The organism is Sphaerisporangium dianthi (assembly GCF_042654065.1).
Lineage (GTDB): Bacteria > Actinomycetota > Actinomycetes > Streptosporangiales > Streptosporangiaceae > Sphaerisporangium > Sphaerisporangium dianthi.
Window position 1 is genome coordinate 55,928 of record NZ_JBHSFP010000025.1, and the last position, 12,242, is coordinate 68,169.

The 12,242-nt window shown below is 72.3% G+C and carries 10 protein-coding genes and 1 riboswitch; all 10 genes read right to left on the minus strand.

Annotated elements, in window-relative coordinates:
• Positions 1-70 precede the first annotated feature (70 nt).
• The 10 genes from ACFO60_RS28715 to ACFO60_RS28760 all read right to left on the minus strand — a co-directional run bounded on the left by ACFO60_RS28715 (position 71) and on the right by ACFO60_RS28760 (position 12,231).
• Positions 71-916, minus strand: coding sequence for a hypothetical protein (locus tag ACFO60_RS28715; RefSeq protein ID WP_380846040.1), 846 nt, complete (start codon positions 914-916; stop codon positions 71-73).
• A 73-nt stretch (positions 917-989) separates the two neighbouring features.
• A complete protein-coding gene (locus tag ACFO60_RS28720; protein ID WP_380846043.1) occupies positions 990-1,787 on the minus strand; it encodes a MerR family transcriptional regulator in 798 nt (265 codons plus the stop codon).
• Positions 1,788-1,874: 87 nt separating this feature from the next.
• A complete protein-coding gene (locus tag ACFO60_RS28725; protein WP_380846047.1) occupies positions 1,875-2,690 on the minus strand; it encodes a tetratricopeptide repeat protein in 816 nt (271 codons plus the stop codon).
• Positions 2,691-2,794: 104 nt separating this feature from the next.
• Complete coding sequence (gene gcvP, locus ACFO60_RS28730) at positions 2,795-5,662, minus strand: aminomethyl-transferring glycine dehydrogenase (RefSeq protein WP_380846049.1); 2,868 nt, start codon at positions 5,660-5,662, stop codon at positions 2,795-2,797.
• 169 nt (positions 5,663-5,831) lie between these two features.
• Positions 5,832-5,957, minus strand: a riboswitch (glycine riboswitch).
• A 183-nt stretch (positions 5,958-6,140) separates the two neighbouring features.
• Positions 6,141-6,764 (minus strand): MerR family transcriptional regulator, encoded by a 624-nt coding sequence (locus ACFO60_RS28735; RefSeq protein ID WP_380846052.1) that lies wholly within the window; start codon positions 6,762-6,764, stop codon positions 6,141-6,143.
• Between the two features lie 146 nt (positions 6,765-6,910).
• Positions 6,911-7,381 (minus strand): bifunctional nuclease family protein, encoded by a 471-nt coding sequence (locus ACFO60_RS28740; protein WP_380846055.1) that lies wholly within the window; start codon positions 7,379-7,381, stop codon positions 6,911-6,913.
• 130 nt (positions 7,382-7,511) lie between these two features.
• Positions 7,512-8,189 (minus strand): transcriptional regulator FtsR, encoded by a 678-nt coding sequence (gene ftsR, locus ACFO60_RS28745; RefSeq protein WP_380846058.1) that lies wholly within the window; start codon positions 8,187-8,189, stop codon positions 7,512-7,514.
• A gap of 12 nt (positions 8,190-8,201) precedes the next feature.
• Complete coding sequence (locus tag ACFO60_RS28750) at positions 8,202-8,705, minus strand: FHA domain-containing protein (RefSeq protein ID WP_380846061.1); 504 nt, start codon at positions 8,703-8,705, stop codon at positions 8,202-8,204.
• 349 nt (positions 8,706-9,054) lie between these two features.
• On the minus strand, positions 9,055-11,556 hold the full coding sequence (locus ACFO60_RS28755) for a sugar phosphate nucleotidyltransferase (protein ID WP_380846064.1): 2,502 nt from the start codon (positions 11,554-11,556) through the stop codon (positions 9,055-9,057).
• A 96-nt stretch (positions 11,557-11,652) separates the two neighbouring features.
• Positions 11,653-12,231, minus strand: coding sequence for a CDP-alcohol phosphatidyltransferase family protein (locus ACFO60_RS28760; RefSeq protein WP_380846067.1), 579 nt, complete (start codon positions 12,229-12,231; stop codon positions 11,653-11,655).
• Positions 12,232-12,242: the final 11 nt, after the last annotated feature.

The following is a 12,242-nucleotide window of genomic DNA, read 5'->3' on the forward strand; positions in this document are numbered from 1 at the left end:
AACACTGGAGAGCCATAGGTAAGCGCGCGTCCGGCCGGAGGGCCGGGCGGCCGTCGCCTGGGAGCCGCCGTCAGGACGGGTCGAGGGTGCGGGCCGGGCGCAGGGCCCGGACGGCGGCGGACGGGTCGTCGGCGAACAGGCGGATCGCGGTGACCTCGGCACGGCGGCCGAGGGGGCGCACGACGGTGACCGGCGCGGACAGCTCCACGACCACGTTGGTCTGGGAGGACACCTCCACCGCGAGCGTGCCGTCCTTGACGCGCACCATGCCCGACTCGTTGTAGTTCGGCGACACCCGCACCGAGGTGATCAGCTCACGCGGGACGCGCAGGTCGAAGAACACGCCGTGCCGGACGCGCAGCTCCCCCGCCGACACGACGTGCGGCCGGGTGACGCAGGCGGCGGCGTGCGCGAGGCCGAACTGGACGCCGTACAGGTCCAGCACCAGGATCGTCACCCGCAGCCACACCGGCGCGCCGATCGCCCGCAGCAGCAGCTCGGCCCCCACCGTCTCGACGATCATGACCGTCAGCAGGGCCGTCAGCACCGGGGTCAGCTGCCTGGCGTAGGACACCGCGACGGCGCCGGGCGGCACGCCGTGACGCCGTCGCGCCACCCACAGCACCAGGCTGAGCAGGCCGTTCCCGTCGAACGCCGCGACCCTGCGCACCTTGTCGGGGACCATGTGCTCGTAGACGGCCCGCAGCGCCGCCCGGCGGCCCATGCCCCGCCGGCGCGCGGCGCGGAACAGCCGCCCGGCCACCACGGCCTCCAGGACCAGCGCCGCCGCCACCGCGGCCTCCGCCACGGCGATCAGCGGAGCCGGCGGCGCCACCCCCGACAGCAGCAGCACCGCGAACAGCAGCTCCGCGGGGATCACCGCGTACAGCGCGGCCCGCGCGATCGCGAGCGTCATCCCTGCCTCCTCGAACGCCGCCCACGCGGCCGCGAACCTTCCGCCCCGCCCGGCGGGCGGGGGAACGGCGGTCTCATCCCCGCCCTGTCAGCGTGACCATGAGCAGCCTGAACACCTCGGCCTGGGCGGGTGACATCTCCGCGGACAGCAGCTCCATGACCCGGGCGCCGTCCCCGTCGCCGGACGGGCCCGCCCCGCCCGGGGGCGCCGGTCCGCCGGCCGGGCCGAGATGCTCGGCCATCAACGCCGCCATGTCCGCGGGGAGGTGGGCGGCCAGGTCGGCGGCCAGCGCGGCCACCCGCGGGTCGCCGGGATCGACGCCGTCGAGCTCGTCGAGCCGCCGGTAAAGGGCGTGTGCCCGGGCGAGCGCGGCCGGCTCGGTGAGCGGCCGCAGCAGGGCCGGCAGCGCGGCCCGGTCCGGCGGGGCGGTCATGCCGTCCACCAGGGTGAGCAGCTCGCGGTCGAGTTCGGCGAACCTCGACCCCCCGGCGGGCAGGTCGCGCAGCACCGCGGCCATCTCCGGGGAGACCATCGCGTCGGGGATCGGGTCCTCCCGGGCCAGCAGGGCGGCGAGCCCGGCCCGGCGGGCGCCGATCGCCTCCTGCTGCCGCGCCAGGTCGGCGTCCAGTTCCTGGAGCACCTCGCGCAGGTCCTTGCCCTGGTCGTCGGCCAGCGCGTCGCGGATCTCGGGAAGCGACAGGCCGAGCTCGGCCAGCCGCCGCACGCGGGCCAGGATCACCGCGTCGCGCAGGCGGTACTCGCGGTAGCCGTTGGCAAGGCGCGGCGGCTCGGGCAGCAGGCCCTGGTGGTGGTAATGGCGCACGGTGCGGGTGGAGACCCCGGCCAGCGCGGCGAGCTCACCGATCAGCATGGCTTCATTAGAAACGTTGACGCCGCGTCAAGGTCAAACCGCGTCCGCCCGGACGGACACGGCACGGCATGGCCGGCGGGGCGCGGGCTACGGCTCGGACGGCTGGTCGTCGCGGTTCAGGCGCAGCCGCACCTGTGCGGCCACGGCCTCGTCGGGGTGGGCGAGACCGTAGGTCCACACCGTCTCGGCGTCGGCGTCGCGCCCGCGCAGGGGCAGCGTCCGGGCCAGCAGCTCGACGGCCAGCGCGACGCCGTCGGCGTCACCCTCGCCCTCGGCGGCCGCGGCGAACTCCCCGCAGGCCATGTCCAGATGGGCCATGCCGAGCAGAACGCGAAGCCGCCCGGCGTCGGCCACCTCGGGCACGTCGAGAGCGTCGATGAGCACGTCGGCCGCCTCGCCCGGCTCCCCCTCCTGAAGCAGCAACTCGGCCAGGCGCTGCGCCGCCTCCGCGCAGGCCCGCGGGTCGCGGGTGGCGAGCGCGGCGCGCAGGGACGCCTCGGCCCCGAGGTCGTCGCCCTGGTGCTCGGCGATGCGGGCCAGCGCCAGGTGGGCGCCGGGCAGGTAGGCGGGGGTGCCGACGCCGATCACGGCCTGCCAGGCGGCGCGGGCCTGGTCGGCCATGCCGTCCTTCTCGAACCCGCGCGCCAGGTGGCAGGCCGCCTGGGCGGCGTACTCGGGGTGGCCGGTGGCCAGGGCGGTGCGGGCGGCCGCCCTGGCCCCGGCGATGTCGCCGCGCCGTTCCAGCACCAGGGCGAGGCCGACGGCCGCCTGGGCACGGTCGGCCTCCCGCTCGTCGGCCGCCAGCTCGGCGAGGATCCCGGCGGCGGCCTCCAGCTCGCCGCTCTCGGCGAGCCTTCGCGCGTCGTCGATCGACCGCCCGGACTCGACCTCGTGCGCCGCCATCGGGACCTCTCCTCCGCGTCAGGAATCCCCGGGCCTCGCGACGCGGGCGCGCCGTCGCGCGCGACATATTATGCCGATCCAGACGGGTCGCCGAGGCTGGTCGCCTAGTCTTCGTATGCCTCCAGCGGGGGGCAGGCGCACACCAGGTTGCGGTCGCCGTAGGCCTGGTCGATGCGGCGGACCGGCGACCAGTACTTGTCCTCGCGCAGCGACGGCAGGGGGTAGGCCGCCTCGGCGCGGGTGTAGGGGTGCTTCCAGTCGTCGGCCAGCAGGCAGGCCGCGGTGTGCGGCGCGCCCCGCAGCGGGTTGTCGGCCCGGTCGTACCGCCCCGAGGCGACCTTGGCGATCTCCTCGCGGATGGCGACCATGGCGTCCACGAAGCGGTCCAGCTCGGCCAGGTCCTCGCTCTCGGTCGGCTCGATCATCAGCGTGCCGGCCACCGGGAACGACATGGTGGGAGCGTGGAAGCCGTAGTCGATGAGCCGCTTGGCGACGTCGTCGACGGTGACCCCGGTCTCCTTGGTGATCTGACGCAGGTCGACGATGCACTCGTGGGCGACCAGTCCCTCGCGGCCGGTGTAGAGCACCGGGTAGTGGGGGGCCAGGCGCCGTGCCAGGTAGTTGGCCGACAGGATGGCCTGCTCGGTGGCCGCCTTCAGGCCCTCGGCGCCCATCATGCGGATGTAGGCCCAGGAGATGGGCAGGATGCCCGCCGAGCCGTACGGCGCGGCCGAGACCGGGCCGACCGCGCCCTCGGCGCCGTCCTCCAGCGGGTGGCCGGGCAGGTACGCCGCCAGGTGGGAGCGGACGGCCACCGGGCCGACGCCGGGGCCGCCGCCGCCGTGCGGGATGCAGAAGGTCTTGTGCAGGTTGAGGTGGGAGACGTCGGCGCCGAAGGAACCGGGCTTGGCCAGCCCGACCAGCGCGTTGAGGTTGGCGCCGTCGACGTAGACCTGTCCGCCCGCCCGGTGCACCAGGTCGCAGATCTCGGTGATGGTCTCCTCGTACACCCCGTGAGTGGAGGGGTAGGTCACCATGATGGCCGCGAGCCGGTCGCGGTGCTTGTCGATCTTGGCGACGAGGTCGGGGACGTCCACGTTGCCGTCCTCGTCGCAGGCGACGACCACCACGCGCATGCCCGCCATGACGGCGCTGGCGGCGTTGGTGCCGTGGGCCGAGGAGGGGATGAGGCAGACGTCGCGCTCGTGCTCGCCGTTGGCCTTGTGGTAGGCCCGGATGGCGAGCAGGCCCGCGAACTCGCCCTGCGAGCCGGCGTTGGGCTGCAGGGAGACCGCGTCGTAGCCGGTGACCTCGGCCAGCCAGCCCTCGAGGTCGCCGATCAGCCGCAGGTAGCCCTCGACCTGGCCGGCGGGGGCGTAGGGGTGCACGCCCGCGAACTCGGGCCAGGTGATCGGCTCCATCTCGGTGGTTGCGTTCAGCTTCATGGTGCACGAGCCGAGCGGGATCATCGACCGGTCCAGGGCGATGTCCCTGTCCTGGAGTTTGCGCAGGTAGCGCAGCATCGCGGTCTCTGAGCGGTGGGAGTGGAACACCGGGTGGTCCAGGTAGCCGGTGGTGCGCAGCAGCCCGGCGGGAAGCGCGTCGGAGGCGGAGGTGTCCACGTCCTCCAGCACGACGCCGGTCACGCCGAACGCCTCCCACACCGCCTGGAGGTGCTCGCCGGTGGTCTTCTCGTCGCAGCTCACGCCCACGTGGTCGGCGTCGGCGAGCCGCACGTTGATCCCCTTGCCCAGGGCCGCCGCGACGATCTCCGCGGCCCCGCCGGGGACGCGGGCGAGGACGGTGTCGAAGAACTCGTCGTGGACGATCTCGACGCCTCCCTCGCGCAGCCCGGCGGCCAGCACGGCGGCGTGCCGGTGGGTGCGCTGGGCGATGCGCCGCAGCCCGTCGGGGCCGTGGTAGACGGCGTACATGCCGGCGATGACGGCCAGCAGCACCTGGGCGGTGCAGATGTTGCTGGTGGCCTTCTCCCGGCGGATGTGCTGCTCGCGGGTCTGCAGGGCCAGCCGGTGGGCCGGATGGCCGTCGGCGTCCTGGGACACCCCGACCAGGCGGCCGGGCATCTGCCGCTGCAGCCCTTCGCGGACGGCCATGTAGGCGGCGTGCGGGCCGCCGAAGCCGAAGGGGACGCCGAAGCGCTGGGAGGAGCCGACGGCGATGTCGGCGCCCAGGGTGCCGGGGGCCTCGACGAGCGTCAGGGCGAGCAGGTCGGCGGCGGCGACCACCAGCGCGCCCCGCGCGTGGGCCTCGGCGGCCACCGCGCGGAAGTCGCCGAGGCGGCCGCCGGCCCCGGGGTACTGGACCAGCACGCCGAACAGTTCCCCGTCCGGCAGGCCGGCGGTCAGGTCCGCCTCGAGGAGCTCGATGCCGAGCGGCTCGGCGCGGGTGGCGAGCACGGCCTTGGTCTGCGGCAGGGCCTCGGCGTCCACGACGAACACCGGGCTCTTGACGCGGCCGGCGCGGCGGGCCAAGGTCATGGCCTCGGCCGCGGCGGTGGCCTCGTCCAGCAGGGAGGCTCCGGCGACGTCCAGGCCGGTGAGGTCGGCGACGACGGTCTGGAAGTTCAGCAGCGCCTCAAGGCGCCCCTGCGAGATCTCCGGCTGGTAAGGGGTGTAGGCGGTGTACCAGCCCGGGTTCTCCAGCAGGTTGCGCCGGATGACGGCGGGGGTGATCGTGTCGCTGTAGCCGAGGCCGATCATCGAGGTGGGCGCCTGGTTGCGGGCGGCCAGGGCGCGCAGCTCGGCGATGGCCTGCTCCTCGCTCGCCGCCTCGGGCAGCTCGAGCGGCTCGCCTGAGCGGATCGCGCCGGGTACGGCCACGGCGATCAGGTCGGCCACCGAGGCGTAGCCCACGGCCTCCAGCATGCGGGCCTGGTCGGCGTCCGAGGGGCCGATGTGCCGGGTGGCGAAGGGCGGTGCGAAGAGGTCGCGAAGCGGTGACCGATCGGTCATGGGGCCCTCCTACAAGGGGTAGAGACCGGCGCTGAGCGCGCGCGTATGCCGGATCTCCCCCTCTGTCAGCGCGACATCCTCATCGCGACCTGAGAGCTTCATCCCTGCACGGGGGATTTGCACCGTCGGTGAGACACGCCTGGCGGGCACGCCTACTTTCCAGAGTCGCCTCACCTGTGCGGTACGTGAGCCTGAGAGATTCCGGGGAGGTTGCTCCTTCGGCGCCGGGGTCACTCACCGGCGTCGCACGGGGTGCGCAGCCGGCCCGTGCCCAGGTCTCTCCCGCACAGGGTCAACAGCCTTTCCCGGCAATCGTACCGTCCCGCCCCGAGTAGGGAGTTACCCCTACATTTCGTCTTTGCCGGGTTTTATCCCTGTAGGAGGGGTATGTAGCCATCCCATGCGGCCCCGTAGATCTTCAGAAATGGGCGTGCGGCAGTCCCCGGCCCTCCGCTGAGGGGGAGACGCCTGTCCGGGATCAGCCCGTCTTGCGGGCCTTCCTGCGCTTGGCCAGTTCGTCACCTGGGTGGTCCTCCGAAGAGTCACGGCCGACCGGCTCCGCGCGTTCCCCCGGCAGCTCCGCCAGGGAGCCCTCGACCTCGCGCCACACTCCGCCGAGGGCGATGCCGAACACGCCCTGGCCGCCCTCCAGCAGGTCGATGACCTCGTCGGCCGAGGTGCACTCGTAGACGCTCACCCCGTCGCTCATCAAGGTGATCTGCGCCAGGTCGTTGACGCCGCGCTCGCGCAGGTGCTGCACCGCGGTGCGTATCTGCTGGAGCGAGACTCCGGTGTCGAGCAGGCGCTTGACCACCTTGAGCACGAGGATGTCGCGGAAGCTGTAGAGCCGCTGGGACCCGGACCCCTGCGCCGCGCGCACCGACGGCTCGACGAGCTGGGTGCGCGCCCAATAGTCGAGCTGACGGTAGGTGATGCCGGCCGCCGAGCACGCCGTCGGGCCGCGGTATCCGACGTCGGCGGGCAGAGACGCCGGCCGCTCGTCGAACAGCAGGCCCTGCTCGCCCGCGCGTTCCCGCGCGGACTCGCGCTTGGCTGGATCGTGCTGGCCGGCCGTCTTACCCTCGCCGCTGCTGACCGCCACTGCGGACCTCCGGCTTCCTCTCATCCCACGGCCTGATCTGGGGGTTCGTGAATTACAACCGTGAGTTCCCTTGCACCGTAGGACTGGCGCGATGCTCAGTCAACGATCCCGCCCGGCGCGTCGTGAAGCGTAAATGCCCGAAATGGCTAACCCGCACGGCCGAAGTCCTCGGGCGTGATCGTGTCAAGGAACTCGCGGAACTTCTCGACCTCGTCCTCCTGGTCGTCGGGGATGATCACACCGGCCTCGCGCACGACGTCCTCGCTCGCGAAGATGCTGGCCCCGGTGCGCAGCGCCAGCGCGATCGAGTCCGACGGCCGCGCGCTCACCTCCACCCCGTTGGAGAACACCAGGTCGGCGAAGAAGATCCCGTCACGCAGCGCGACGATGTTGACCGCCTGCAGCCGCACGCCGAGGGCTTCGATGACGTCCTTGAACAAGTCGTGCGTGAGCGGCCGGGGGGGCGGCTCCTCCGCCTGTGCCAGCGCGATGGCCGTGGCCTCGGTCATCCCAATCCAGATCGGCAGGTATCGCTCGCCCTTGGCCTCCTTGAGCAGGACTATGGGCTGGTTGGAGGGCATCTCGACGCGGACCCCCACGACCTCCATCTGCAACACAGGCTGCTCCGTCTCATCGGGTCGCCGGCCCGCTCGGGCCCGTTACCTCGCGGCTCTCGGCTCGCGGCGTGACCATCGCCGCAAAATTCAACGTAACATCCCCGCACCCCGAAATGTCCGGGCGGCTCCGTCAGCGGCCCAGAATGCCCCGCAGGCCGGTACGGACCAGGGCGGCGTGCAGGTCCTGGAGCTGGCCGGACAGCTCTCTGGCGGCCTCCTCGGCGCGGCCCGCGGCGCCCGGCGCGCGGCGGCGCAGCAGCGGCGCGACGGCCTGTTCGACGAGCCCGGCCTCCCGCTCGGCGGCGGCCTTGAGCACCCGCAGATGCCGGGGGTGCAGGCCGAACCTGGCCAGGGCGCCCGAGGCGCGGGCCACGGTCAGGGCCTCGGCGTCGTACCACCGGGCGACCGGGGTGAGCAGGCCGTAGTCCTCCAGCTCGGCGAGGGTCTCCTCGTCGAGCCCGGCGGCGGCCAGCAGCTCGGCGCGGCTGAGCCGCACCTCGGGCGGCTCGGCGCCCACGGCGCGGGGGCGGGTCACGCCGCCCGCGCCGTCGTGCTCGGCGGTGTCCAGATGGTCCTTGATCACACGCAGCGGCAGATAGCGGTCGCGCTGGGCGGTGAGGATGTAGCGCAGGCGCTCGACGTCGGCGTGGGTGAACTTGCGGTAACCCGATGGGGAGCGCTGGGGCTCGATGAGCCCCTCGCCCTCCAGGAAGCGGATCTTGGAGACGGTGACGTCGGGGAAGTCGGCCCGCAGGACCTCGAGGACCTCCCCGATGCTCATGAACGCCCTGGCCGCCTGCGCGCTCATCACCGCTCCTCCTCACCCACGCGTGAGGAACACCAGCCGGAACTTGCCGATCTGGACTTCGTCGCCGCCCGACAGGGGCAGCTCCTCGATGCGCTCTCTGTTCACGTAGGTGCCGTTGAGGCTGCCGACGTCCCTGGCGGTGAAGTAGTCGCCCCGCCGGTAGAACTCGGCGTGCCTGCGCGACACGGTCACGTCGTCCAGGAAGATGTCGCTCTCGGGATGGCGGCCCGCCGTAGTGAGGTCGCTGTCGAGCAGGAAGCGGCTCCCGGCGTTCGGCCCGCGCATCACCACCAGCAAGGCCGTGCCCGGCGGCAGTTGCTCGACCGCCGCCCGATCGGGAATGAGCGTCTGCCCCGTCGCCTCGCCGTCCATCGCCTCGATCCCGCTCAGGGAGATCGTGGAGGTGGTGTCCCCCGGCGTGTTCTCGACGCGGCTCAGCGGCGACCCGCACCGCGAGCAGAAACGGGCGTCCTCAGGGTTGGCATTCCCGCACTGAGTGCAGTAGACGCTCGGCATCGATCGGCTCGGCCTCCTACCGCGAAGTCGCGGCGACGGTGCTCTGGGCGGCGTGCCTCGGTTCTTCGCTTCTCATGATTGCTCAGACTGCGAATGCCGCAACTTACGCTGATGAGTCGCAAAGGTCAAGATGAGGGCAGCCTCGTGGGTTCGGACATGCTGCTGGCGCAGGCTCGCTCGGGTCTCGCCGGCGGGGGGCTCGCTTGTGACTGACGGCGCTCGCCCCTCGCTCCCCTCCGACTCGGCTCGCCGCGCCGGTCCAAAGTTACCGCCCGGGCAGCCCTCCGGTCCATGCGCCGCGCCGTTCAGATGTGGCCGGAATCGGGCGTTTCACGGAGGAACATCGCTCTCAGGTGCCGACGGCGTGCTCCACGACGCGGGCCCAGCGTTCGAGGAGGCTCTGGGCGACGTCCAGGTCCTCCCCCTCCGCCCACAGATGGGTCACCGCCTCGATGGGGTCGGGCAGGATGAGGGCCCAGCCGCCGTCCTCTTCCACCACTCGCACGCCGTCGGTGGTGTCCAGGCTGTAGCCGTCGGCGGCCTCCACCACCGAGCGCATGACCGCCCCCTTGGCCGCCCACGGCGTCGGCACGGTGCGCTTGAGCATCTTGGCCTGCGGGATGCGGGCGTCGATCTGGCTGAGCGACAGGCGGGTGCGGGCCACCAGGCCGAGAAGGCGCAGGAACGCGGCCAGGCCGTCCACCGTCGGGGCGAACTCAGGGACGATGAACCCGCCGCGCCCGTCGGCCGCGAAGATCAGCTCGGGGTCGGCGGCGGCGGTGGTGAGGGCGTCCAGCGCCGTGGAGGTCCACTGCACCTGGGCGCCGTGGAAGCGGCACACCTGCTCGGCCACGCGGGTGGTGGTCACCGGCAGCGCGACCCGCCCGCCGCGCCGCTCGGCGGCGACCAGGTCCAGCACGACGAGTTGCGCGCGCTCCTCGCTGATCAGCTGGCCCATCTCGTCGACCAGCGAGATGCGCTCGCCCACCGGATCGAAGCGCACGCCGAAGGCGGCCCGTGAGGAGGCCACCAGCTCGGCCAGGCGCTGCAGGTCTCTGCGCCTCTCGGCCAGCGTCTCGGTCGGCGAGGCGTCGTCCAGCCTGTTGTTCACCGTGAGCACGTCGACGCCGATCCGCCCGAGCAGGCTGGGCAGCACGAGCGAGGAGGTGCCGCCGGCGCAGTCGATGACGACCTTCATCTCGGCGTCCCGCACACCCGACATGTCCACCCAGCGCAGCAGCTCGCGGGTGTAGTCCTCGACGGCGCGGGCCGGGAAGCTCAGCTCGGCGATCTCGCCGGGGAAGGCGCGCCGGAACTCCTGGCGGGAGAAGACGCGCTCCAGCTTGCGCTGGGCGCCCTGGGAGAGGTCGGCGCCGTTCTCGTCCATGAAGATGATGTCGACGCTCTGCGGGTCGCCCGGGGTGGTGCGCAGCGCGATGCCGCCCGAGGCGGTCTCGTTGGAGGTGTGGAAGCGGGCGACCGGCAGCGGCGCGGCCTCCAGGTCGAGCACGTTGATCGCGCTGGCGGTGAGCGCGCTGATCACGGCCCGTTTGAGCGCCCGGGCGGCCCGCGAGGAGTCGCGCGAGGTGATGACCGACGCGCCCTTCTTCAGGGTGGTGGCGTAGGCGCTGGCCAGGCGCACGCACAGCTCGGGGGTGATCTCGACGTTGACCAGGCCGGAGACCCCGCGCGGCCCGAACAGGCTGCGCTGGCCGCGCGACTCCCAGATGACGCTGGTGTTGACCACCGCGCCGGCCTCGATCGTCTTGAACGGGTAGATCTTGACGCCGGAGGAGACGTAGGCCTCGGCCTCGATGACGCACTCGTCGCCGACGATGGCGTTCTCCTCGATGCGCGCGCCGGTCATCACGTCGGTGTTCTTGCCGATCACGCAGCCGCGCAGGTGGGCGCTCGGCCCGATGTAGACGTTGTCGTGGACGACGGCGCGGTGCAGGAAGGCCCCTTCCTTGACCACGACGTTGTCGCCGAGCACGGTGTACTCGCGCAGCTCGGCCCCTGCCTCGACCTTGGCGTAGCCGCCGATGTACAGCGGGCCCTTCAAGACGGCGTCGGGGTCGACCGAGGCGCCCTCGGCCACCCAGACGCCCGGGGAGAGCTCGAACCCGTCGGCGTCCAGCCGCACCCGGCCCGACAGGGCGTCGGCCTGGGCCTTGAGGTAGCTCTCGTGGGTGCCGACGTCCTCCCAGTAGCCGCTCGCGACGTAGCCGTACAGCGGGGCGCCGCGGGCGAGCATCTTGGGGAACACGTCGCCCGACCAGTCGACCGGCACCCCGGGGGCGACCTCGTCGAGGACCTCGGGCTCCATCACGTAGACGCCGGTGTTCACGGTGTCGGAGAACACCTGGCCCCAGGTGGGCTTCTCCAGGAAGCGCTGCACCCTGCCCTGCTCGTCGACGATGATGATGCCGAACTCCAGCGGGTTCGGGACCCGCTTGAGGCCGATGGTGACCAGGGCGCCGTTCTCCTCGTGGAACCTGATCATGTCGGTGAGGTCGATGTCGGTCAGCGCGTCGCCGGAGATGACGAGGAAACGCTCGTCGCGCAGTTTGTCGGCGGCGTTCTTGACGCTGCCGGCGGTGCCGAGGGGAACCTCCTCGGTGGCGTAGTGCAGGCTCATGCCGAGCTCGTCGCCGTCGCCGAAGTAGTTGCGCACCAGTGCGGCGAGGAACTGCACGGTGACGACGGTCTCGGTGAAGCCGTGCCGCCTCAGCAGCCGGAGCACGTGCTCCATGATCGGCCGGTTGACCACGGGGAGCAGGGGCTTGGGCTGGTTGGCGGTCATCGGCCGTAGCCGAGTGCCCTCCCCGCCCGCCATCACGACGGCCTTCACAGATCACCCTCCGCCTGTCTCGTCACGGTGGGCACACGGTCACGCTCGCGCGGGCATTCGCCGCCGGGACCCCGCCGGGGCGTGTCCCGCGACCGCTCATGCCCGGCTCGCCCCTCCGATGAGCCGGCGCCCTTGAACCACGTACAGCGCCCCCGCCCACCAATACAGACCTGTTCCCCAGATGGCAAAGGCCCACCCCAGGATCCGGGCCACGTCGGCGTACCAGCCTTCGTGGGAGGCCAGGAACAGCAGCGGGAAGGCGTAGAGCAGGCAGGCGGTGGCCGCCTTGCCCAGGAAGTGGACCGGCAGCGCGGGGCCGAAGCCGTACCTGCGCAGGACGGGCACGCCGAGCATGAGCACCACGTCCCTGCCGATGATCAGCGCGGTGAGCCACCAGGGCATCACCTCGCGCAGGGTCAGGCCGATCAGCGTCGCCAGGATGTACAGGCGGTCGGCGACCGGGTCGAGCAGCCGCCCGAGCCTGCTGGTCTGGTTCCAGGCCCTGGCGAGCTTGCCGTCCAGCCAGTCGGAGACGCCGGCGAGCATGAGCAGGACCAGCGCCCAGCCGTCGGCCTTGGGTCCGAGCACGAGCCACAGGAAGACCGGCACGCCGAGCAGCCGCAGCATGCTCAGGATGTTCGGAACCGTCCAGATGCGGTCCTCCGCCGATTTCACCCGTGACTCCC